This window comes from Oleiharenicola lentus (assembly GCF_051660365.1).
Taxonomy (GTDB): Bacteria; Verrucomicrobiota; Verrucomicrobiia; order Opitutales; family Opitutaceae; genus Lacunisphaera; species Lacunisphaera lenta_A.
Map to the genome: position 1 here is coordinate 3358233 of NZ_JBOZXB010000001.1, position 23180 is coordinate 3381412.

Annotated in this window: 15 protein-coding genes; 12 read left to right on the forward strand and 3 right to left on the reverse strand. The window is 59.1% G+C overall.

What is annotated here, in order from left to right; genetic code table 11:
- Window positions 1-32 precede the first annotated feature (32 nt).
- Genes ACRRQW_RS13150 through ACRRQW_RS13165 form a run of 4 tightly spaced genes read left to right on the forward strand, consistent with a single transcriptional unit; the run spans window position 33 to window position 4273 of the window.
- Window positions 33-728 (forward strand): OmpH family outer membrane protein, encoded by a 696-nt coding sequence (locus ACRRQW_RS13150; RefSeq protein ID WP_438481926.1) that lies wholly within the window; start codon window positions 33-35, stop codon window positions 726-728.
- Window positions 729-775: 47 nt separating this feature from the next.
- Window positions 776-1801, forward strand: coding sequence for a UDP-3-O-(3-hydroxymyristoyl)glucosamine N-acyltransferase (gene lpxD / locus ACRRQW_RS13155; protein WP_438481927.1), 1026 nt, complete (start codon window positions 776-778; stop codon window positions 1799-1801).
- A gap of 48 nt (window positions 1802-1849) precedes the next feature.
- Window positions 1850-2797 (forward strand): ribose-phosphate diphosphokinase, encoded by a 948-nt coding sequence (locus ACRRQW_RS13160; protein WP_438481928.1) that lies wholly within the window; start codon window positions 1850-1852, stop codon window positions 2795-2797.
- A 54-nt stretch (window positions 2798-2851) separates the two neighbouring features.
- Window positions 2852-4273, forward strand: a complete 1422-nt coding sequence (locus ACRRQW_RS13165) for a Do family serine endopeptidase (protein WP_438481929.1) — start codon at window positions 2852-2854, stop codon at window positions 4271-4273.
- Between the two features lie 80 nt (window positions 4274-4353).
- Here the strand turns inward: ACRRQW_RS13165 and pyrE are convergent, their stop codons facing one another.
- Window positions 4354-4923, reverse strand: coding sequence for an orotate phosphoribosyltransferase (gene pyrE, locus ACRRQW_RS13170; RefSeq protein ID WP_438481931.1), 570 nt, complete (start codon window positions 4921-4923; stop codon window positions 4354-4356).
- Window positions 4924-4973: 50 nt separating this feature from the next.
- On the opposite strand from pyrE, the gene ACRRQW_RS13175 reads away from it, so the two are divergent.
- Window positions 4974-5825: an MBL fold metallo-hydrolase gene (locus ACRRQW_RS13175; RefSeq protein ID WP_438481933.1), complete on the forward strand. Its 852-nt coding sequence runs from the start codon at window positions 4974-4976 to the stop codon at window positions 5823-5825.
- A gap of 138 nt (window positions 5826-5963) precedes the next feature.
- Here ACRRQW_RS13175 and ACRRQW_RS13180 read toward each other — a convergent pair whose 3' ends face one another.
- On the reverse strand, window positions 5964-8789 hold the full coding sequence (locus ACRRQW_RS13180) for a TonB-dependent siderophore receptor (protein ID WP_438481934.1): 2826 nt from the start codon (window positions 8787-8789) through the stop codon (window positions 5964-5966).
- A gap of 128 nt (window positions 8790-8917) precedes the next feature.
- Between ACRRQW_RS13180 and ACRRQW_RS13185 the strand changes: the two genes are divergently transcribed.
- The 5 genes from ACRRQW_RS13185 to ACRRQW_RS13205 all read left to right on the forward strand — a co-directional run bounded on the left by ACRRQW_RS13185 (window position 8918) and on the right by ACRRQW_RS13205 (window position 15503).
- Complete coding sequence (locus ACRRQW_RS13185) at window positions 8918-10042, forward strand: LacI family DNA-binding transcriptional regulator (protein WP_438481935.1); 1125 nt, start codon at window positions 8918-8920, stop codon at window positions 10040-10042.
- Window positions 10043-10114: 72 nt separating this feature from the next.
- Window positions 10115-11473, forward strand: coding sequence for a GH1 family beta-glucosidase (locus tag ACRRQW_RS13190; RefSeq protein WP_438481936.1), 1359 nt, complete (start codon window positions 10115-10117; stop codon window positions 11471-11473).
- 46 nt (window positions 11474-11519) lie between these two features.
- On the forward strand, window positions 11520-12941 hold the full coding sequence (locus ACRRQW_RS13195) for a hypothetical protein (protein WP_438481937.1): 1422 nt from the start codon (window positions 11520-11522) through the stop codon (window positions 12939-12941).
- Window positions 12938-14635, forward strand: a complete 1698-nt coding sequence (locus ACRRQW_RS13200; protein WP_438481938.1) for a hypothetical protein — start codon at window positions 12938-12940, stop codon at window positions 14633-14635. The genes ACRRQW_RS13195 and ACRRQW_RS13200 overlap by 4 nt, the downstream gene beginning before the upstream one ends.
- Window positions 14636-14663: 28 nt before the next feature.
- The gene (locus ACRRQW_RS13205; protein ID WP_438481939.1) at window positions 14664-15503 is read left to right on the forward strand and encodes a hypothetical protein; all 840 of its coding nucleotides are present in this window, start codon (window positions 14664-14666) and stop codon (window positions 15501-15503) included.
- Between the two features lie 58 nt (window positions 15504-15561).
- Here the strand turns inward: ACRRQW_RS13205 and ACRRQW_RS13210 are convergent, their stop codons facing one another.
- Window positions 15562-17781, reverse strand: coding sequence for a GH92 family glycosyl hydrolase (locus ACRRQW_RS13210; protein ID WP_438481941.1), 2220 nt, complete (start codon window positions 17779-17781; stop codon window positions 15562-15564).
- Window positions 17782-18084: 303 nt separating this feature from the next.
- On the opposite strand from ACRRQW_RS13210, the gene ACRRQW_RS13215 reads away from it, so the two are divergent.
- Both ACRRQW_RS13215 and ACRRQW_RS13220 read left to right on the forward strand, forming a co-directional pair.
- Window positions 18085-21078, forward strand: a complete 2994-nt coding sequence (locus ACRRQW_RS13215; RefSeq protein WP_438481942.1) for a chitobiase/beta-hexosaminidase C-terminal domain-containing protein — start codon at window positions 18085-18087, stop codon at window positions 21076-21078.
- Between the two features lie 62 nt (window positions 21079-21140).
- Complete coding sequence (locus ACRRQW_RS13220; protein WP_438481943.1) at window positions 21141-23180, forward strand: TonB-dependent receptor; 2040 nt, start codon at window positions 21141-21143, stop codon at window positions 23178-23180.

Sequence of the window (23180 nt, forward strand, 5' to 3'; positions counted from 1 at the left end):
TTTTTAATCAATCACCCCTCAATCCAAACGTTATGAATAAGATGATCCGCACGCTCCTGACCTTGGCCGCCCTCGGCGCAGGTTCCACTTTGCTGGCTCAGCCAGCGGTTAAACTCATCGTTGTCGATATGGCGAAAGTCTACGACAGCCACTACAAGACGGAAGAGGCCAACGCCAAATTCCGCGACGCCGAGCAAAAGGCTCAGGAACAAGTCGAAGAGATGAACAAGCAAGGCCAGATCCTCGTCGACGAATACAAGGAGCTCATCGAGCAATCCAAGAACACCGTCCTCACCGCCGAAGCGCGCTCCAAAGCCGAAGCCGACGCCCAAAAGAAAATCGAAGACATCCAGCGCAAGCAGGGTGCCGTGCAAAAATTCCGCAGCGACACCGTGAGCACGCTGCAACAACGCGTCAAAAACCACCGCGATCTTCTCCTCGAAGACATCACCAAAGTCGTGAACGATATCGCCAAGAAGAAAGGCGCGACGCTCGTTGTCGACAAATCCGGCCCGACGCTGTTCGGCATCCCGAGCGTGCTCTATGCCGATCCGGCCTTCGACATCACCGAAGAAGTCGTGAAAGAAACCAACAAGGATCGCCCGGCTGCCAGCGCCACGCCAGCGGCCCCTGCGGCCAAAGCGGCCACGCCGGCTGCCACGACTCCGGCCCCTGCGACCGGTTTCAACGTCCCTGGCGTCACGACGCCTCCGGCGAAGAAAAACTAAGAAATCTTGCCAAGCCCTGTTCCACCGAACAGGGCTTTTTTGTCGCTATGCAGGTCGCTTACAACCCAGAGGAAATTGCCACATTTGTCGGAGCCGGACGTTCTTCCGGTTCCACCACTCAAAAAATCGGCGACATCGCTTCGCTGTCCACCGCGCGCGCCGGCGATCTCTCGTTTCTCGGTAATACCAAATACCGGTCGCAAGTGCCCGAAAGCAACGCCAGCGCCGTGCTCGTGCCGCTGGACTACGACGGCCAACCGAAGAGCGATCAGGTTTTTATCTACGTCGAAAATCCCTCGGTCGCCCTGGCGAAAGTATGTGCGCGCATCGAGCAGACGTTTTGGCCGAAGCCTGCCGCCGGGATTCATGCGAGCGCGGTTGTGGCCAAAGATGCCGTCGTCGATGCCACCGCGCACATTGGGCCATTATGCGTTGTCGAAGCAGGTGCGCGCATTGGTGCAGGCACGGTGCTGCAAGCTTCAGTGTTCATCGGCGCGGATGCAGTTATCGGTGACGATTGTTTTTTGATGGCGGGCTGTGTGGTGAACTCCACGTGCTCGCTCGGCGCCCGCGTGCGGCTGCAACCCGGCGTCGTCGTCGGCTCGGATGGTTTCGGTTACGAGTTCGTGCAAGGGCGTCACGAAAAAATTCCCCAGATCGGTTCAGTCGTCATCGAAGCCGACGTCGAAATCGGCGCCAACTCGACGCTCGATCGCGCGCGTTTCAGCCGGACAGTGGTGGGCGAGGGCACCAAAATCGATAATCTGGTCCAGATCGCGCACAACGTAGAGATCGGCAAACACTGCATTCTTTGCTCGCAGGTCGGCATTTCCGGCAGCACCAAGATCGAAGATTATGTCATACTCGGTGGCCAGGTCGGCGTCGGCGGTCACATCACGATAGGCAAAGGCAGCAAAGCCGGTGGCCAGACTGGCATCGCCTACGATGTGCCGCCCAAGAGCTACCTGAACGGCACACCGGCGATTCCCTACATGTTGGAGCGACGGTTGCAGATTTTACACCAGCGCCTGCCCGATTTGTTCAAGCGCGTGGAAGCGCTTGAGAAAAAGTAGGAATAATCTGCTTCCCGCATTTCCGCTTCTGCATTACCAACGCGGGGAATGACGGACACGAAGCTCAAGATTTTTTCAGGCTCATCCAACCGCGCACTCGCAGAGGAAATCTGCAAGTCCATCGGCGTCCCCTTGGGCGATGCGACCGTCACTTGTTTCCCCGACGGCGAGTCGTTCGTGAAGATCAATGAAAACATCCGCGGCGCGGACACCTATTTCATCCAGTCCACCTGCCCGCCGACCAACCATCACCTGATGGAGCTGCTGATCATGATCGATGCCGCCAAGCGCGCATCGACTTCGCGGATCACGGCAGTCATCCCGTTCTACGGCTACGCGCGTCAGGATCGCAAAGACCAGCCGCGCGTGCCGATCACGGCCAAACTCGTGGCCGATCTGCTTACGGCCGCTGGCGCCAATCGCGTGCTCGCGATGGATCTGCACAGTCAACAAATCCAAGGATTCTTCAATATCCCGGTGGACCACCTTTTTGCCTCGCCGGTCTTCTTCCAATATTTGGCGACCAAGAAGTTTAACAAACTCGTCGTATTTTCTCCGGACGTCGGCGGCATGAAGATGGCGGCGGCCTACGCGGATATTCTGGGCGCCTCGCTCGGCCTCGTCGCGAAAAAGCGCGTCAACGCCAATACCGTCGAAGCCATCAACGTCGTGGGTGAAGTCGAGGGCTGCGACGTCCTCCTGGTGGACGACATCACGGAAACCGCCGGCACCTTGACGGCCGCTGCAAAAATCCTGAAAGACCACGGAGCCCGCAGCATTCGCGCGGCTGTGAGCCATTGCGTGCTCAACGAGATTGCTTACGAGCGCCTTAAAGGCGGCTTGATCGACGAGTTGATCACTACAAATTCCGTGCCGATCGACACGCGCGGTCTGCCAATCACGGTGCTCAGCATCGCGCCGTTGCTCGGCGAAGCCATTCTCCGCATCAACACGAACGAGAGCGTCACGAGTCTTTTTAAGATTAAAGGCTTCTAACTCGGTTGCGGAACAGCGCGCGCGGGCTATTGTCTGCGAACGTCTATTTCCCCTATGAAAACCAAGTCGGTTACGTTGTTTGCCGTATTGAGTGTCTCGTTGCTCGGCTTCGCCGCCGGGCTCTTCGCCGCGGAGAAAAAACCTGCGGATAAACCTGTAAAGAAACCCGAAGTGAAGGTCGACAGCTCGCCAGTGAGCGATGCGAAGTCCGCCGTCGTGCTCAGTTACGCCGACTCCTTGGAAAGCATCCGCAATGCCGTCGTTTCCGTGCACTCACAAAAAATGGTGCGCCAGCGCGTGCCGGAATATATTCGCCCGTTTCTCGGCAACATTCCCGACCAACAGCGTGCGCAGAAAGGACTGGGTTCAGGCGTCATCGTCGCCTCGAACGGCTACATCATTACCAACAACCACGTCGTGGAAGGCGCGGACGAACTGAAAGTTTTGCTGAACGATGAACGCGAGTTCACCGCAAAAGTAATCGGCACCGATCCGAAAACCGATGTCGCGGTCATCAAAATCGAAGCCGAAAATCTTCCGGCCGCCACGCTGGCCGACAGCTCAAAGCTCCGCATCGGCGACGTGGTGTTCGCCATCGGCAATCCGCTCGGCGTCGGTCAGACTGTGACCATGGGCATCGTGTCGGCCACCAGTCGTCGTAACATCGGTATTCTTGATGCGGATGGCTACGAAGACTTCATTCAAACGGACGCAGCCATCAATCAAGGTAACTCCGGCGGCGCGCTCATCGATGCCCGCGGGCGTCTGGTTGGAATCAATTCTGCGATTCTTTCCACGTCGCAAGGTAACATCGGCATTGGTTTCGCCATCCCGATCAATCTCGCGAGCACGATCATGCACAGCCTGATCGAAACAGGGCTGGTTTCACGCGGCTATTTGGGGGTTTCGACCGACGTCCTGACGTCGGAAGTTGCCGAGTCTTTTGGCCTCAAGCCGAACCAAAAAGGTGTGATCATCACGGAACTGAATCCCGCCGATGGCCCCGCCGCCAAGGCCGGTCTGAAACGCGACGACATCATCACGAGCATCAACGATAAATCCGTTTCCTCCGTGGAAGATCTTCGTTTGGTCATCGCGCAAACTCCGCCGAATACAAAAGTCAGCGTGAACTTTATCCGCGACGGCAAATCGCAGACCAAAGAAATCACCCTCGGCAAACTCGATGATGCTGGCGCGCTCGGGGAGTTGATCACTGGAGTGTCGGTGTCCCCGCTCAACGACCAACTTCGCAAAGAAATGCGGATCGATGATCGCGTCGATGGGTTGGTGATCACTGACATCGCGGACAATTCTCCCTACAGCCAAGTCTTCCCGCAAGGCGCTGTGATCGAGCAGCTCAATCGTGTGCCGATGACTGATGTGGCCTCGGCCAAGAAAGCGCTCCGCGACGGCCGCAATGTCGCCTTGGTATATTACCGCGGAGCCTATCGTTACGTGCCGTTCACGGTGCGTTAACGTTCGGTCGAATCTCAAATAAAAAGGCGCACCGTAAATGGTGCGCCTTTTTTTGAATCTAAGCAAACGTCGCCGTGAGGTTAACTGCCCGGCTTCGTCGCAGGGATTTTAGCCATCTCTTCTGGCACTTGATCGGCAGGGTAGGTCGGGTAACTCATCTCAAGAAGCGAATAAGTCGGCACCTCGAATTTCGCCAAGCCCGTGCTGCGATCCACGAGCACCGCCACCGCGACCGTCGTGCCACCCAGTTTTTTCACGATCTCAAGACATTCCTGCACGCGTCCGCCACGGGTGATAACGTCTTCGACGATCAGCACTTTTTCGCCCGGCTTGAACGTAAAGCCGCGCCGCATCACGAGGACGTTGTTTTCCTTTTCCGCGAAAATGAACCGGCTCTTGCCCTGGCGCGCGACTTCCTGGCCGATTACGAGTCCACCCATTGCGGGTGCGAGCACCGTGTCGTAGTCGAGCGAGCCCAGCTTCTGTTTCAGCAACTCGCCAAGGCGCTCGACTGCCGGCATATTTTGACAGACTTGGGCGCATTGAAAAAAGTGCCCGCTGTGTAGCCCGGAGCGCAGGACGAAGTGTCCTTGCAGCAGCGCTTTTGTGCGCACGAAAATGTCGGTGACCTCTTGTTGAACGGCATCCATGCGAAAAACGCTGTGGAAAACGCCGGCGAAATGGAAATCATAATTTCCGTATGCCATCTCCTTCCCCGCATCCTGCCCTCGAAGATGAATTGGGGGATGTTTTGGAAAAAGCCGCCCGGCACGCTACGCTCACGCTTGAGGCACTGGCAAGACGCAGCGGAGTCGATTTCGCGAAAATCAAAGATGCACTCGATTACCGTCCGGATTTAACCCAGGCGGAAATCAGCCGTCTCGCGACTGCCCTTGATTTGAACGAGGTCGGCCTGAACGCGCTGGCGCAAAACCGTTACCCGTTGCCGAACTTGTGCGGCTTACCTTTCAACGTGCATCCGCTGCGCATGCCATTCGGCGTAGGTGTGGCAAATGCCTACGTCGTGAGCACCGGCGGCGATTCCGCGGTGCTCTTCGATACTGGGGCGAGCCACTCCGAACTTCATCGTGCGTGGCCGGCGAAAATCCAGCGCCTCGATGCAGTGTTTATCACGCATTACGAAGCGGAGCATATCGGCGGCCTCGAAGTTGTGTTGCGCGAGACCGAACTCGGAAACTTTTACGGCCCACCCAATGGACGTTGGCCGCAATGCCGCGGTTTGGGTGAAGGCGATACGGTCGAAATCGGCGGCTTACGAATCACTGCTTACAACACGCCGGGCCATGCCGCAGAGCATAATTGCTATCTGGTGCGCGACGCCAGACGTCCCGATGCAACCGCACTGCTCATCTCGGGGGATCTGATTTTTGCAGGCTCGCTCGGCGGCGGCTACTTTTGCTGTCAGCGACAACTGACACACTCCCGCCGCATCCTTAATTTGCTCGCCGCCGATACCTTGATCGCGCCCGGTCACGGCCCCTTTACCGATGCGGCAACCGAACGCCGCTTTAATCCCTTCCTTGCCAATTAAACTTTAGCGCTGCGAATTCAGTTACGCCGGAGTTTTGCGTGCGAAAAAAAGCCGCCGAGTGAATTTCACCCGACGGCTTTCTCACAAGTAGCGGCACCCAATTGAGTGCCGCTACGCACGCTTAGGTTACCCCAAAACTCAAAATTCGAACGTGGTGGAAAAGATGAACTGACGTGGATCCTGCTGGCGAAAGCGATCGGTTACCTGCACCTGCGGATTGGTGGTGAAGCCACCGACGCGATAAGTGTTGTAGCCGTTGCCGTCCTGGCTGGAGAGCACGAGGGTGTCGTCATCGAGCAGGTTCTTCACGTTGATCTGGAATCGCGCGGTGAGCTTCTTGCTGAATTTGTGGCGATAGCTGACGTGTGCGCTCACGAGAGTGTAAGCGGGCGAGTAGAGGAACCGGTAGGGGTCGTCGAACGCTGCGCCGATTTTATTTTTTCCGCGGAAGTTGGCACCTGCGCCGGCTTCGAAGTTTTTCAGGAATCCGTTGCGGAACGAATACGTCGAATAAAAGTTCGCGGTGTATTTGTAGGTGTCGTTGACGGGTGTGCCAGGCGTGAGGCCGTTGAGCGTGCTGGCGATTGCGTTGATGTCCGTTTGGATTTGGGCCCGCTGAGGATTGGTAAGATCGTTGGCGCCAGCCTGCCATGCGGGCAGATTGGTATTGTAGTATTCACGGAGGCCCGGGCGGATGTTGAGAATAGTGCTGTCGGGCAGGGCAAAGTTAAGGCTCATGCGCCAGTTGGCCGTGGGATTGCCCACGAACTCGAATTCCCAGCCGTCGCCTTTGCGGTCTTGGGTGTCGCGGTAGTCCACATCGGGCACGTCAAGCCGGCCGATGTTGTCCCAAAGCCGATTGATCTCGGTCACGTTGGCGGAGCCGAGAAGGTTACCATGTTGCTCATTCTTGTAATAACTCACGGAGCCCGACAAACGGCCTGAGAAAAATTCGCTGCGCAGACCGATATCAATGCCCTCGTTGCGGGTAATTCCCGGAATCGAGCCATCGAGTTTCGCCGCGCCGGCGGTATTCGATGCGATGGATTCTCCGTAGTTGGCAACAAATCCAAGCCAAGGTTTGAGCCAGAAAACAGCCCCGGCGTTCTTGCTCGCGGCTTTGCGGTTGGTGTGGATTTTCGCGCCGATCACGGGACGTGGGACGACGGGGCTTTCCGGCGTCACGATGACGGCGCCAATTTGCGGCAGGCCTCGCGCGTCAACGGGGATGCCGGTGGTCTGTTGCTGGGAGTCGATTACCTGGTCGATGCGGTAGCCGCCCATGAGCGAGAGGCGGTCTTTGAAAAATTTGCTGACCGAGGCGATTTGGAAAAAATCCACCGCCTTGCGCTGATATTGGGCGGTTTGTGGCACGTATTCGAGGGTGGTGCCGGCAATCTCAGGCACGGGATTCTCGCCGATGGCGAGGCCGGCTTGATCCCAGTAACGGCGCACGAGGACGATGTTCGCGGCGTTATTGAGCAACTGGCTCACCGTCGAGGGAGGATTCGTGCGCGTGAGTCGGACTTGTTCGTTGTCAAAACGATCGAGGCGCGTGCCAACCATGCCCACGAAATTTTGTTTCACCCAACTCGGATTCAGGCTCCAGTTGATGAGGCCGTGCAGCTGCGTTACGTCGTTGCCGGTGTATTGCTTGGCGACTTCGCGATCCTGATACGCTTTGCCGTAGTTGGGATTGGGCGCGCCTCCGGGTAGCACGGTGTTCACGTCGATGCGGTATTCGTTGTAACGATTACCGGCGGTGGACGGGCCGTTGTAACGCGAGACGGCGGTGCGCGCGTAGGCGACTTCGCTCGTGAGGTGGTCGCTGAAGCGATGCGTCCAGGCGAAGTTGTAGAAATACTGGTGCAGCCGCGAGAGCGCGTTGGAAGGATTAAGGTCGAACTCACGGCTCGGCAGCGAGGGGAAGTTCGGGAGTTCGGGACGTCCGTCGGGATTGATCGCGAGACCGGTGCCGGAAGAGCGGTAATACGATCCCATTTGATTAAGACCGCCGTTTGCTGCGCCCGGGAGATAGACAAACGATGCGGGATTGGCGACGACGCCGGTCGGATTGGCCGCGCTGTGCGTAGTCGGGGCGGTCACGCCGTTGTAAGACGTGGTGCCGTTCCAGTAGGAACCTTGGTCGACGTAGAAATTGGAGAAAAATGGGTAAGTGTAATACGCGAATTCACCGTCGGCACGGATCTCGTCTTTTTTCGTAAGGCGATAGGTCGTCGCCAGCGCGATGCCGTCGAAATTCTTAGAAGGAGCGTCATGCCAGTAGGCTTTTTCGTCGTGCACGGCGTTGATGCGCACGGCGAGTTTTTCGTTGAGCACGAGGTTGTGATCAAACGTGGCGCGCAGACTGCCGAAGGTGTCAGCGCTGCCCCTCACGACGGTGCCGGTCTTGCCGAAGCGCGCCCGCTTCGTCCAGTTGTTGGGGACGCCGCCGATGTTAGAATCGCCGTAGATCATGCCGTTGGGACCACGCACAAATTCGTAGCGATCGACGTTGAAGTCGTCGCTCTGCCCATACCACAGGACGTAGTTGCGCGTGGCGGAACTCGTGCCGAGGTTGCGGATGTTGTATTGATAAGTGCTGAAGCTCGACGTGGCCCCGACGTAATTTGGCGCGACGTTGACAGTCCATTCAACGACGTCGGCGGGACTGGTGGCGGCGATATCGTCGAGGAACTGGCGCGTAATCACCGAAACGGAAGCGGGCGTGTCTTTGAGCGCGGTGTTGATGCGCCCACCCATCAGCGAATTGGCGGCGGTGTAACCGGTGTCGCCTTCGGAGGTGACGACGAATGGCGAGAGCACGACGGTTTCGTTGTCGTTCTTAACAGGATTGGCCGCGACTTGGGCCTGAAGGGAGAGGGTGAAAAGCGACGCCGACGTTGCCAGCGTGGCACGGAGAGGCGAGCGCGAGTGAAGACGCAAGGAGAGCAGCAGTTTCATTGGGGCCGGTTGGGGGTGGGCACGACTGCGAGAGTCGCACGGGGTGATGTCGGCTCGAGGGTTTTTGAGCGACACAGGTGTTCCACTTCATCGCGCCGCACGAGACAAATCACCTTTTATTCTTGCTGATGAATCATTCGCGCGCCAAAGCCCTCCGCGTGTTTCTACCCCGAGTCACCATGCAGGAAGTCGCGCGCGCGGCCGGCGTGCATCAGACCACCGTATCGCTGGCGTTGCGCAATGATCCGCGGTTGCCTGAGAAAACCCGGCTCGAGATTCAGGCGGTCGCCGATCGACTCGGCTACCGTCCGGATCCGATGCTCGCAGCGTTAAATTATTATCGCACGGGACGGCGTCCGGTAAAGTCGCCGACCACGATGGCCTTTCTCCTGAACTTTCGCGACCGCGAGGAGATGGAGACCTCTCATCCGCATCGATTGTTTTTAGAAGGAGCGCGCCGGCAGGCGGAGCGGGTGGGGTATCATCTCGAAGTGTTTTATATCGGCCACAACGCGCCCGGTGCCGGGCAGCGAATTCAGCGGGTGTTAAAAGCGCGCGGCATCGGCGGGGCGATCATCGCCGCGTTCGGTGACAAGATGATTAAGTTCAAGATGGATTGGGATGAGTTCAGCGTGGTGCGGATCGAATCGCAGCAACTGGATAATTCTCTCCACCTGATTTCCAGTTACCAGATGGAGATCACGCGGGAAGCGGTGCGGCATCTTTACGATCTGGGTTATCGCCGGATCGGCCTCGCCATCGGTGAGCGTGAAGAAACTTATCTGCGCAACGCTTATACCGCCGGCTATTTCGTCGAAGTGGAATTGCATCCCGATGTGATGCACCTGCCGCCGTTGCTATTGCCAGCGGGAGCGAGCACCGAGGAGATTGCGCCGCTGCTGGCGCGCTGGGCCAAGTCGAATGATCTCGAAGTTGTCGCGAGCAATTGGGCCGAAGTCCCGGAGGCGTTTCGCCTGATGGGCCGGCAAGTTCCGCGCGATATCGTGGTGGCGTCGCTCGACTTGAACCCTGATCGCGGCTCGAACGCGGGCATGCGTCAGAATCACGCCGTCGTCGGCGAGCGTGCGGTGGAGCAACTCGCGATTCTGATGCGCACCAACCAGCGCGGGCTCGGCACTCCGCACAATAATACTTTGATCGAAGGTGCGTGGGTCGACGGCAGCGATGTGCCGGCGCGGCCCACGAACTCCGCATTCATCAGCAAGAACAAGAACAGGTCAGCGGGGCTTTGACGGAGTCCGCGGAATTCTGCCACATGGGCGCGTGACCGACCATGAAGGCGGTTTTCTACCCTGTTTTCTTTAATGACTTTTCCCAAGGACTTCACGTGGGGTGCTGCCACGTCGTCTTACCAAATCGAAGGATTTCCCCACGCCGATGGCCGCGGCGCGTCCGTCTGGGATGAATTTTGCGCCACGCCCGGCCGCGTGCACAACGGCGACACCGGCGCGGTGGCGTGCGAACATTACACGCGCTCCGCTGAAGACGTGCAGTTGATGCGCGACCTGGGGTTGCGCGCCTACCGGTTTTCCGTAGCGTGGCCGCGCGTAATGCCGACGGGGCGTGGCCCGGCGAATGCCGCGGGTCTGGCTTTCTATGATCGGCTCGTGGATCAATTGCTGGAGGCAAAAGTCGAGCCGTGGCTCACGCTTTTCCATTGGGACTATCCGCTGCCTTTGTATCGCGAAGGTGGCTGGCTGCATCCCGACAGCCCGCAGTGGTTTGCCGATTACACGCACGCGGTTGTGGATAAATTATCGGATCGGGTCCGTCATTGGATGACGCTGAACGAGCCGCAGTGCTTCATGGGGCTCGGCCACCAAACCGGCATTCACGCGCCGGGCGACAAGCTGCCGTTGGATCAAGCGTTGCTCGCGACGCAAAATGTTTTGCTCGCCCATGGTCTCGCGGTGCAAGTGATCCGCAGCCGCGCCAAATCGCCGCCACTCGTTGGCTGGGCGCCCACCGGTGAAGTGCCGACGCCGGCCACAGAAACGGAGGCCGACATCCAGGCGGCGCGGGAAACCTACTGGCAGGTGCCGCCGACGAGCGTGTGGAATATGGCCTGGTGGCTCGATCCGGTGCTGCGCGGACATTATCCGGAGCAAGGTCTGCAAGCTTACGGCTCGGCAGTGCCGCGGTTCACCGAAGCCGATCTGCGCACGATGCATCAGCCGCTGGATTTTCTCGGGTTGAATATTTATCACGGCTACAGTTGCCGCCGCAGTGCCGACGGAAAAATCGAAGTCTTGAAACCATCCGCCGGCAGTCCGCATTTGCACAATCACTGGCCTTTCCACCCCGCGGCGTTGCAGTGGGGGCCGACTTTTGTGCACGAGCGTTACGGCCTGCCGATCGTCATCACGGAAAACGGCACGGCCACGCACGACTGGGTATTTGCCGATGGCGAGATTCACGATTCGTCCCGCGTGGATTTCTTCTCTCGCTACCTCGCGGCGCTGCGGCGCGCGATGGCAAACGGGGTGAACGTGAAAGGGTATTTCGCGTGGTCGTTGATGGATAACTTCGAGTGGGCCGAGGGCTACCGTTTTCGCTTCGGCCTCGTGCATGTGGATTTCGCCACGCAGAAACGGACACTAAAAGACTCGGCGCGTTGGTATTCCGAATGTATCCGTTCCAACGGAGAATTTTTGCCGGATTAAACACTCCGGCCTAGCTGATTTCCCGCACCCCAAAATCTTCACCCCGATGATCGCGTGTTTTTCCCGTCCCAAATGTTCACGCTGGCTGGCCGGTCTGAGTCTCAGCGCCGCGCTAAGCCTGACCGGTTTCGCCGGCACTGCGACCGTCGCGATCGATTTCGATAAAGTCGAAACGGTGCTCAGCCCGCTGACTTTCAGTGTGTGCGCGAGCGGCTACGGCGCTGATGGCACCCAACTTCCGCGCCAGCCGCAGCAACAGGCACAACTCGCGAAACTCAAAATCGCGATGATGCGCATCAATCTTGGTTATCGCAAAGCCGGCGACCCGACCAGCGGCCTCGTGTGCCTCGCGGGCGGCGCCGATGCGTCGATATCCGGCGAGGATTGGCTCGCGGCGATTCGCGCCTCGGGCGCGGTGCCCGCCGTGCGTTTGCAGATGAATCCCGCAGATAGTGTGGAAACCTGGGCAGCTGACGCGGCGAATATCGTTCGCCAACTCAATGCAACGCCGGCCACGCGCATCGAGCGTTGGGTGATCGGCAACGAGCCGGATCACGCGAAGCACGGCATCGGCCTCGACGCTTACACGCAGGGATTTATTGCGATGTTCAAAGCGATGAAGGCGGTCGATCCCACCATCGCGATTGGCGGGCCGGCGACCGCTTCGTATAATTCGGCTGAAGACGGCATGCTGAAGACGTTCCTGCGTCGCGTTCACGCCGAGGGCCTGACGCCAGACTTCGTTGATTTTCACTCCTACGGCACCGGCACAAATCCAATTACCGATGCGGATTTGCTCGCGATCACGAAAAAGAAATACGCCGACGAGCCGGCGGATTTGCGGCGTTATTTGATTGGACTTTGGGGGCAGGACGTTGGCGGAAAAATGCAGATCGAACTTGGCGAATGGAATCTCAGCTGGCGTTCCGACCCACGCCAGTTGCAACCCTTCGCTTCGGTCTGGGCCGCGCTCGCGCTCAGTCACATGGTCAAATCGGGGATGATCGAGCGATTTTATGCGGATAAAAACGGTGCGCTCGGCCTCGTGTGTGAGGTGGCGAATCCCACCGCGAAAGGCGCGACGTATTCGGGCGCAGTAAATGATCCGCAGCCGGCGTATCACGGCATCGGAATGTTCACCGGCGAGAGTTTGTTTCGCGGATTCGGCCGCGAGGTCGTGTCGGTGACCACGACTTCGAGCACGGGTTTGTTGCACGTCGTCGCCTCGGATGAGCCACGCAATATCGTCGCGATCAACAGCAGCCCTGACGATGTCGCCCACGTCGAGTTCACCTTAGCCGGGGTGGGTGAGGCTGAAATTTCCGTCTGGCAAAAAAGTCCCGATAATCGCGATGTGATTCAGTTGGAAAAAATCCGGGCCAGCGGAGGGAGATTTTCTACTGAGCTGAAACCTTACACCGTGACGACGTTTCTGGTGAACGCGGCCGCGGTGAAAAAATCTCCATGAGTGCGTCGGCTGCTCGTTTTGTCTCGAAGTCGCTTAACCCCTGGTTGTGGGTTCCGACGCTTTATCTGGCGATGGGCATTCCGTTCAATGTCATCAACGGCACCGCGTCGACGATGTTCAAATCGCTCGGCGTGAGCGACGCGCAGAACACGGTGGCGCTCGGTAGCGTGATCGTCGCGTGGTCGTTAAAGCCCTTGTGGGCGGCGTTTCTCGACATGTTTCGCACGAAAAAATTCTTCGTGCTGGCGATGGAGTTTTTGATCGCTGCGTTGTTTGTAGGCGTGGCGATGGCGCTGCCGTTGCCGGGTTATTTTCGGGTGTGCATCGCGTTGCTGTGGGTCGCGGCGTTTGCGTCGGCGACGCAGGACATTTGTGGCGATGGACTTTACCTGACCGCGCTCAGTGAAAAAGCGCAGGGGAATCTCGCGGGCATCCAAGGAATGTTTTGGAACTTGGGCCGCGTGCTCGCGACCGGCGTGTTGATCAGCGGCATGGAAGTAGTTTCCACGGCCAACGGCTGGTCGACGCAAACGATGTGGATGGCGGTGTGGATCACGGCAGGTGTCACGATGGCGGGGTTTGCAGTTTATCATGTGTTCATCCTGCCGATGGGACCCGTGGTGCAGCGGCCGAAGAATGCGCGGCAAGTGTTTGACGACTTCGTCGGATCGGCGGTGACGATCTTTCACAAGCGCGCGTTTTGGGGGATGATTGCGTTCGTATTTCTTTACCGGCTCGGCGAAGGGCTGCTGCTGGTGGAGGGAAAACTTTTTCTGCAATCGAGCGTGGAGAGCGGCGGGCTCGGCCTGACGGCCGGACAGGTGGCGAGTATCGATGCTGTGTGGGGCACGCTGGCGTCCATCGCGGGCGGGATTTTAGGCGGGATGTTTCTCGGAAAAATCGGACTGAAGCGGGCGCTGCCGCTACTCGGGCTTTGCCTGAATATCCCGCATCTGACCTTTGTTTATCTCAGCCAGCGCGCTGCCGGAGGTCACGGACTCGACTACGCGACCATCGCGACGTTGGTGAGCATCGAGAAATTCGGCTACGGTTTCGGATTCATCGGCAACATGGTTTACATGATGCAGCAATTCGCGCCGGGTCGCCGCACGATGACGCATTACGCGTTTGCGACGGCGCTGATGAACCTGGTGCTCGCGCCGACGACGATGGTTTCCGGGCCGCTGGCGGAGTGGTTGGGGTTCTCGACATTCTTCCTCGTGGTGATGGTGGCCTCGGTGCCTTCGATGTGGGTCGCCTGGAAAGCACCGTTTCCGCTCGCATCTGGCGAAGGTGAGGCGGCGAACAAAGCCGACGGCACGCCGACAATCACTCCCGACGATCCCACGCGGCTTGATACCGGCGCGCGCCGGGTGCAGTTAATCGCCGGGCGCGCCTCCGTGTATGCGATGCTCAACATTCTCGCGATCTTGCTCATCGACGCAAAAGCGCTCGGCGAGATGCAAAGCGGAAAAGTGACCTGGATGCCGATGACGTTCCTCGTCGCGAATGCGGCGTTGAAACTCTTTCTCTCCGTGCGGGCGTGGCAACTTGCCTCCTCGGCCGAACGCGAGGCTGCGCTCGTGCAGGATGATGTTTATCGTCGCAACGCACGAGGTGCGAAGATCGTTACCGTAATTTGCGGTGCGGTCACCGTGCTGGTTCTGGTGTTGGGCGTGAAATTTACGCCGTGAAATTTTCGGGAATGCGTTACCCAATTTTATGAAAACTACCTCTACCAAACTGTTGAGCACTGGATTGCTGGCGCTGATCTTGGCCCTCGCCGGCCGGGCGGAAGGCCCGATTAAAATCGAGACGCTGACGCCGGCAAAAAAACAGGGCGTCACCGTGCGCAGCGTGCTCGTCGACGAGGTGCCGGGCGTGGTCACGGAGCACGTGGAAATCAAAGGCCCCGCGCGTTTCAGCGAGCCGGCAAGAGCGGACGAAAATGTGGTGTGGTTCCTGCTGGACGGACGCGGAGTAGTGAGAATTCAAGGAAAAGATTTTCCTTTCGCCGAAGAAACGATCGCGCGCGCGCCGCTGGGCGAAAAATGCGAAATCGAAGTCGCCGCAGGCGAAACGGTGCGCGCTCTGCGAATTCGCAAACCGCTCAACGACGAGGATCGTGCGGAAGTTCCCAAGTTCACGCAGTTTCAAAAAGAAGCTTACGTGAAAACATTTCGGGAATGCGTGCCGTATGGCGAAGCCATCAAGAGCGCGAAAACCGTCAGCCGCACGTTGTTGCCGCAGGACATCGTGCCGCGCATGGCCGCGGGCACGGTTGAGACGGTCGGCCCCGATCGGGTGTTGCGTCACAAACACCCGATGCTGGAGCAGTATTTCGTCGGGTTACGCGGCAATGATTCCGCTGTGACGGCCGATGAAGCCCGCGTAGACTTTCCCGAATTCTCCGTGCTGCACATTCCGCTTGGCTCAATGCACGGTGCGGAAGTCGCCATCGGGAAGAAGCTCTATTATATTTGGCTCGATTTCTTCACGAACAAGGAAGGGCAGGAGTGGTTAAAAACCCACAAGCCGATCACGGAGACGGCGAAGAAGTAATCGCGGCCATTCCGAAAAATGAAGACAACCCGACGGACGGCTTACTGCCGTCCGTTTTTTATTTTGCGTCCGGTGCGCTCCAACTCGGCGGACGTGAGGTGCGGCCCCAGTTGGTCGGTGTTGTGGTCATGGTGAAATCAAACGTGGCGCCATCCTTGATCGCGCCGTGGCGGAACCACGCGGAGCCGAGCGGCCGGCCGTTGAGTTTTGCGGACGCGATGTAGCGGGCGTCGGCGGAGGTTGCGGGGGCGTTGAGGATGATTTCTTTGCCGTTGCCGAGACGGATAGTGGCTTTGGAAAACACGGGGCTGCCGACGTAATAGTAATCCTGGCCGGCGTTGGGGTAGATGCCGAGCATCGTCCAGACCAGCCAAGCGGAAGTCGTGCCGCTGTCGTCGTTGCCCGGCAGGCCGTCATGGCTGGTCGTAAAGTGACGCTGGGCTTCGCGCACAAAGCGCTGGGTGAGATCGGGGCGGCCGCCGTGGATGAACAGATACGTTTCGAGCATGCACGGCTCGTTGAACGCCTCATAATAATTTTCGCAGGCGATGGTGAGTTTTTTAATGAACGCTTCGTCGCCGCCCATGAGATTGATCAGTCCCTGCGGGTCGTGCGGCACATACCAACTCCACGTCCACGCGTGGCCTTCGTAATATTGGCGGCCCGTCTCGAGTTGCAGCGGATCGAATGGGGTGAGCCAGTCGCCGTTCGATTTTTTTCCGCGCATGAAGCCGCTGTTGGCGTCCCAGAGGTGGCGATACCACGTGATGCGATCCTCGAGCGCTTTGATATCGCCGGGTGAACCGTGCTCCTTGGCGAGCGTGTAAACGCTGAAGTCGTTGTGCACGTATTCGAGCGTGCGCGAGACGGCTTGGACGTCTTTGTGATCAGAAACGTCAGTGGGAAGATATTGGTGTTGCAGGTAATCGTTGAGACGAAAACGGCCGATCACGGGACGTTCGTTGATCGTAGGATTCGGATCTTCGAACGCATTTTTGCGAATCGCGGCGTAGGCGGCACTCCAGTCGATGCCGGGCAGCTCTTTGACGTAGGCGTCGGCGATGATGGTGTCGGCGTGCGAGCCGTTTTGCACGTGCTCGTATTGATGCGCGCTGTGGGCGTCGCCCGTCCAGCCGTCGATGCGGTGGTAGTTGATGATCGAATTGACGATGTCCGCGTTGATCTTGGGTTGGATGAGCGTGAAGAGCGGATTCACCGTGCGGAACGTGTCCCACAGGCAGAGCAGGTTTTCGTAGTAGGTGAGGCTGCCGTAGCGGTCGGGAGATTCGTTCGTCCAGTTATTCGGCGTGAGGTGCGCGCGATAGAGAGCGGTGTAGAATTTCGTGCGCTCCTCGGTGGTGCCGCCTTCTACTTTGATGGCGGAGAGCGTCTGCTCCCACGTATCGCGGGCCTGCTTTTTCACGGCGTCGAAATCCCAGCCAGATTGTGCGTCGAGGTAACCGCGGGCCTGGTCGAGGCTGCGCCACGAGACGGCGATTTTGGTTTGGACGACCTGCTTTGAAGTGGTGTCGAAATCAAGGCACGCGCCGATTTCCTTGCCGGCGGTGGTAGCGCGCGCTGCAGTGATGAGCCCGTCGTCGTTCCAAGTGCCGGCCGAGGCAAATGGCGTATCGAAGCGCGCGACGAAATACACTTTCCACGGCTTCGTCGTGCTGCGACCCGCTTGATAAACCATATAGCCGGAAACTTCCTGCTTGTCGCGGTCGATGCGCACTTCGCCGCCGGTCGGATAGGCGGAGCCCCAATTGCGCGGCTTGTCACTTTGCTGGCCGTAGAGGCAGTGGCCAACATCCACCAGCACGCGTGCGGGCGAACGCGCCGGAAACGTGTGGCGATGCAGTGCCATGTGCGAGGTCGCGGTGAGTTCAATTTTCACGTTCCAAGGCGCGAGCGTGACAGTGTAGTAACCCGGCGTGGCTGCCTCGGCGGATTTTCCCGTGGAAGCGATGTTCGCGGGATCGCGAATTTCTCCCGTCGCGGGGAACACAGAAATTTCTCCGAGGATCGGCCCACCCATGCCGGAGATATGCTGCTGGGAAAACGCGACGATGTTGCGGTCGAATTTATAGCCGCCGGCCATGCTACCGGGGCCGGTGTCGGGACTGACTTGGATAAAGCCAAACGGCAGCGTCGCGCCGGGATAGACGTTGCCCTCAGCGGCGGTGCCGAGAAAAGGATCCACCTGTTCGACATAGGCGGCCGGCAAAGCCAGCGAAGACACGAGCAGCAACGATAGATAAAAAGCGGAAGACTTCATGCGGAGAGAAGGGAGTAGGGCACGCGAGCGTGTGGCTGGGGGTGAGACTTCACTTGGAGAATGAAAGCGCTCGGAAACAACGTCAGGGCTATTCGTTCACAAGAATAGCGGAAGAATTTTTCAGGCGCGTTAATCAGTAAGCATAAAACAGCGCCGCCGCGCCTCGTGGCATTCATCAGTAAGCGCAGGCAGTGAATTGTTTCGCCGGCGCAATTTCTGAACGGTGCGGCTCCCCTCCATCGCGTCCGAAGCTCTGATAAGGATTCGCGTGGCATTTGGTTTAACCCACCCCCCGGCTCGATCATGAAAACCTTATTCCGTTCTCTCGCCGTGCTGTTGATTGCCGCGGCTGTTTCCACTGCCCCCGCGCAGGTCAACGTCACCACGCAGCGTTACGATAACGCCCGCACCAGCCAGAACCTCAGCGAAACCGTCCTCACGACGTCGAACGTCAACGCCACCACTTTCGGTGTGCTGTTCCGCTCCGCTGTCGACGATCAGATCTACGGCCAGCCGCTCTATGTTTCGAGCGCCACGATGGGCAGCGGACCGAATCTCGTCTTCGTGACCACGGTGAACAACAGCGTCTATGCGTTCAACGCCGACACCGGTGCACAAGTGTGGATGCGCAGCCTCGGCACCGCGCCCACGGTGACCGATCTCAATCTCGGCGGAGCGTGCACCGATATGTCGGCCAAGTGCGGCATCGTCGGCACACCGGTGGTCGATCCGGTGACCAAAAAACTTTACGTCGTCGCCAAGTCCACCAACACACTGCCCAACACGCAGCACACGATCTACTCGCTCGATCTCGCGACCGGCAATACGCTCAACAGCACCGTCATCGCCGCGACGCAGGGCGGCAACACGTTCCAATCACGCTGGCAGCAGAATCGTCCGGCGTTGCTGCTGGCAAACAACGTCGTCTACGTGGCCTTCGCTTCGCACTGCGACCGGCCTTACAATAATTCCTATCAAGCATGGTTGCTCGGTTATCGTAAGACCGACCTCGTGCAGGCGTCCGTCACGAATCTTACGCCCGGCCAGCAAGGCGGTATCTGGCAGGCCGGCACCGGCCCGGCGGCGGATGCCAGCGGCAATGTTTACGTGATGACCGGCAACGGCAATCGCAACGGCACGACCACCTTCGCTGAGAGTTTTGTGAAGCTCACGCCGGATGTGAATGGGGCGCTCTCCATCGCGAATCCGACCACCGATACGTTTACGCCCAACGATTACGCCGCGATGAACACGGCGGACGAAGATCTCGGCGCGGCCGGCCCGTTGTTGATTCCTGGCACCAACCTGATCACGGGCGGTGGCAAAACGGGCGAACTCTGGCTGCTCAATCGCACCAATCTCGGCTTCATCGGTGGCGCGGGCGACCCAAACGCGGTGCAACGTTTCAAGGCCATCGTGCAAAACGGCTCGGCCACCGATCACATCCACGGCGGGCCGGTTTACTGGAACAGCCCGACGCACGGCCCGTTGATCTACATCTGGGGCGAGAGTGATTTCGGCCGCGCTTACAAACTCGTCAGCGGAGTGTTCCAAACTCCTGCCTTCATGACGACGACGATGCGCAGCCCCTCCACCGGCACCGGCATGCCGGGCAACATGATGACTGTTTCGTCAAACGGCAGCACCGCGGGCACCGGTTTGCTTTGGAGTAATTCCAATATCGACGGCAACGCGAACAACCAAACCCGTCCCGGCGCGCTGCGCGTTTTCAATGCCGAGACGCTCGCAGAACTCTGGAACTCCGAGATCACCGCCACCCCGTCGAACGATTCTAATTATCTCGCGAAATATAATTATCCCACCGTCGCGAATGGCAAAGTGTATCACGCCACGTTCGGCACCGCGACCAGTGGCACCGGTGAACTGGTCGTCTATGGTTTGAAAAACACCAACCAAGTCGCCGCGCCGACGTTCAGTCCGGCCGCCGGCACGTATGCCACGACGCAATCAGTGACAATTTCCACAGCGACGAGCGCCGCGACGATTCGTTACACGACCAACGGCGTCGATCCGACTTCGACCACGGGCACCGTTTATTCTGCTCCGGTGAGCGTCTCCGCGAGCACCACGCTCAAAGCCATCGCCTACAAGAGCGCGATGACGGACAGCACGGTGAGCACCGCTAACTACATCATCGGCTCCGTGACGGTGATCGAAGGTGAATCGCTTTCCGTCGCGGCGAGCTCGGGGGATGTGTGGCGCACGGTCGCTGATGGCAGCGCGAGCGGCGGATCGATTGCGTTCTACGACGCCACTGCTGCAGCCGATTACGTTTCGCTGACTGTCAATGTTCCTGCCGCCGGCACCTACAACGTGAAGATTCGCTACAAGAGCGGCGCGAATCGCGGTATCTTCCAACTCGCGACTGCGACTACGGTGGGCGGCACCTACACGAACATCGGTTCTGCGCAGGACGAATACAACGCCGCTCAACTCTACAATCAACTCGCGGACTGCGGCAACGCGACCTTCGCCGCGTCGGGCAATCACATCTTCCGTTTCACAATCACTGGCAAAAACGCCGCGAGTTCTGGCTTTGGGATCGCGATTGATTCGATCGAACTCACCGGTTCCGGTGGCGGCGGAGGCACGGTCGCCGCGCCGACGTTCAGTCCTGCTGCCGGCACTTACAGCACGACGCAATCAGTCACGATCTCCAGCGCGACGAGCGGTTCGACGATCCGTTACACGACCAACGGCGTCGATCCGACTTCATCTTCTGGCACGGTGTATTCTGCTGCGGTGAGCATCGCCGCGACCACGACGCTCAAAGCCATCGCTTACAAGAGCGGCATGACGGACAGCAGCGTGACGACGGGTGTTTACACGATCAGTGCCGGTGGCGGCACGACGTATCAAGCCGAGTCGCTGACGGTAGCTGCCATCAGCGCTAGCGACACTTCGAGCAACATTTCCGAAGGCGGACTCAGTGGCGGACAGGGCAAATCATTCGCGGCGAATGCAGCGACTGATTTCATCACGTTCACGGTTCCGAGCGTGGCGGCAGGCACGTTCAATGTCTTCATCGGCGTGAAGAAATCTTCCACCGAGGGCATCTTCCAACTCGCGACCGCTTCGAGCACCGGCGGCACTTACTTCGACAAAGGTTCGCCGCAGGATTTGTATTCTGCTTCGGCAACCTACACCGAGGTTTCGATTGGTGCTGTGGTGTTTGGTTCGGCCGGTGACAAAGCGTTCCGCTTCACCGTCTCGGGCAAGAACGCCACGAGCACGGACTACGATCTCGTCATCGATTACATCCGTATTGCCCCGTGATTGATCGATCCGGGTTTAACCGCGCGTCTGGCAATCCCAGGCGCGCGTTTTCCCCATTCGCCATGACTTGCACGGTCGTGGCGATGATTGCTGGGTTGGCTTGCGAGAGCCGCGCCGAGACGACCGAGAAGCTCGCGCCGTTTGTCGTCACGGCAACGCGTGGAGCGTCGGAGCCGGAAAATTCTCCAGTGAAAATTACGCGGTTCACCGCACAGGAACTGGCCGCTGCGCCCGGCCTGGCGCTGGATCAAGTGCTGCGTGCCGATGCTGCGTTTGGTTTGTTCAGACGAACCAGCAGCGCGCTCGCGCATCCGACCGCGCAGGGCGTTTCACTGCGCGGCATCGGCCCGAGCGGCGCGAGCCGATCGCTCGTGTTGCTCGATGGCGTGCCGCTCAATGATCCGTTCGGCGGCTGGGTGACGTGGAGCAAATTACCGCGCCTCTCGCTTGAGAGCGTCGAAATCATGCGCGGTGGCGGTTCGGGCGCGTGGGGCAACGGCGCGCTCGGCGGGACAATTGCCCTGAATTCTGCGCCGACGGTGGCCGATCGTGAACGTCGCGCAGTCGTTGAACTAGGCGAATTTTCCACGCAGCAAGCAGAGATTAGCGTGGCGACGCCTACGCTGCGCCAAGGCGAATCGCTGCGGATCAGCGCGCGAGAGTTTTCTACTGACGGGCCCTACACGCTTGCGATCACCGACCGCGGGGCCATCGATCGACCGTTGGATTCAAAGCATCGCTGGGCTCAACTCGACTGGCGGCGGGCGATCACTGACACGGTAACAGCCAAGTTTACGGCACGTTGGTTCTCCGAAGATCGCGGCAACGGCACGCCGCTACAACGCAACCGCACCCGGGAAACATTTGCCACGCTCACCGTCGACGGCGAGCCGCAACCTGATTCCGCCTGGCAAGCCGTCGCGTATGCGCAGAGCGGCGAACTCGCGAGTTACTTCACGTCGGTCAACGCCACCCGCACGGCAGAAACACCGGCGAACAACCAGTTTGCCGTTCCGTCGACCGCCGCCGGCGCGGGATTCACGTGGGTGCATCGCACTGAAACCAGTCGCACGACTGCTGGCGGAGATTTCAGGGCGGTGCGGGGCGAGACGCGCGAAGAATTCTCGTATGCGGTGGATCGTTTTACCCGGCAGCGATTTGCGGGCGGCGAACAGATGGTTGGCGGGATTTTCGCGCACCACGACCGCGAGTTCGGTTCGGCTTTACGTGGCTCGATCGATGCGCGCGTCGATCACTGGCAAAATCGTGGCGGTCATCGGCGCGAGGCTGAGATCGCATCTGGCGCGCTCGTGCGCGACGACCGCTACGGCGCGCGCACTGGGCTTCAATTTAGCCCGGGCGTCGGCGTCGTGTGGCAGCCGAGCAAACGAGCAAAGGTGCGTGGCGCGGCGTATCGCGCGTTTCGGCAGCCGACGCTTAATGAATATTTTCGACCATTCCGCGCGGGCAATGTCAGCACCGAGGCGAATCCGGAACTCGTGCTGGAAACACTCACGGGTATCGAAGCTGCGGCGGAATTTAAAATCGGCGCGCTCACGGTGGAACTCGGTGGATTTGCGAGCGAATTGAACGACGCGGTGGGTAACGTCACGTTGTCGCGCACACCAACCACCATCAGTCGTCAGCGGCAAAATCTTAATCGGATCGAAGTGCGTGGCGTGGAGGTTTCTGCGGATTGGAAGTGGGGCCCTGATCTCTCCGTGAGCTTGGATCATTTGTTGAACGATGCGCGCGTGGCGAACGCTTCTGCGCAGCCGGCGCTGGTGGGACGGCGCTTGGCGCAAGTGCCGCGGCACACACTTTGTGTCGGCGCGAATGCGCGACTGCCGTGCGGAGTGGCCGTGATCGCGCAACTGCGACGCGTCAGCGTGCAATTCGAAGACGATGAAAATCTCCTGCCGCTCGCTGGCGTCACGACGATGGATGCGCGCGTGTCGCGCCGGATTGGTCGGCATGCCGACGTTGCACTCGCGGTGGAAAATATTTTCGACGCTACCGTTGAAACCAGTCGTTCAGTCGACGGCCTCGTCACGCGTGATGCCGGACAGTGGCTGCGCGCCAGTCTTAACCTCAATTGGTAA

What these genes read in the sequence shown, in the direction of transcription:
- ACRRQW_RS13150 (WP_438481926.1), top strand. Translation starts at nt 33, where the DNA reads ATGAATAAGATGATCCGCACGCTCCTGACCTTGGCCGCCCTCGGCGCA.
- lpxD (WP_438481927.1), top strand. Translation starts at nt 776, where the DNA reads ATGCAGGTCGCTTACAACCCAGAGGAAATTGCCACATTTGTCGGAGCC.
- ACRRQW_RS13160 (WP_438481928.1), top strand. Translation starts at nt 1,850, where the DNA reads ATGACGGACACGAAGCTCAAGATTTTTTCAGGCTCATCCAACCGCGCA.
- ACRRQW_RS13165 (WP_438481929.1), top strand. Translation starts at nt 2,852, where the DNA reads ATGAAAACCAAGTCGGTTACGTTGTTTGCCGTATTGAGTGTCTCGTTG.
- pyrE (WP_438481931.1), bottom strand. Translation starts at nt 4,923, where the DNA reads ATGGATGCCGTTCAACAAGAGGTCACCGACATTTTCGTGCGCACAAAA.
- ACRRQW_RS13175 (WP_438481933.1), top strand. Translation starts at nt 4,974, where the DNA reads ATGCCATCTCCTTCCCCGCATCCTGCCCTCGAAGATGAATTGGGGGAT.
- ACRRQW_RS13180 (WP_438481934.1), bottom strand. Translation starts at nt 8,789, where the DNA reads ATGAAACTGCTGCTCTCCTTGCGTCTTCACTCGCGCTCGCCTCTCCGT.
- ACRRQW_RS13185 (WP_438481935.1), top strand. Translation starts at nt 8,918, where the DNA reads ATGAATCATTCGCGCGCCAAAGCCCTCCGCGTGTTTCTACCCCGAGTC.
- ACRRQW_RS13190 (WP_438481936.1), top strand. Translation starts at nt 10,115, where the DNA reads ATGACTTTTCCCAAGGACTTCACGTGGGGTGCTGCCACGTCGTCTTAC.
- ACRRQW_RS13195 (WP_438481937.1), top strand. Translation starts at nt 11,520, where the DNA reads ATGATCGCGTGTTTTTCCCGTCCCAAATGTTCACGCTGGCTGGCCGGT.
- ACRRQW_RS13200 (WP_438481938.1), top strand. Translation starts at nt 12,938, where the DNA reads ATGAGTGCGTCGGCTGCTCGTTTTGTCTCGAAGTCGCTTAACCCCTGG.
- ACRRQW_RS13205 (WP_438481939.1), top strand. Translation starts at nt 14,664, where the DNA reads ATGAAAACTACCTCTACCAAACTGTTGAGCACTGGATTGCTGGCGCTG.
- ACRRQW_RS13210 (WP_438481941.1), bottom strand. Translation starts at nt 17,781, where the DNA reads ATGAAGTCTTCCGCTTTTTATCTATCGTTGCTGCTCGTGTCTTCGCTG.
- ACRRQW_RS13215 (WP_438481942.1), top strand. Translation starts at nt 18,085, where the DNA reads ATGAAAACCTTATTCCGTTCTCTCGCCGTGCTGTTGATTGCCGCGGCT.
- ACRRQW_RS13220 (WP_438481943.1), top strand. Translation starts at nt 21,141, where the DNA reads ATGACTTGCACGGTCGTGGCGATGATTGCTGGGTTGGCTTGCGAGAGC.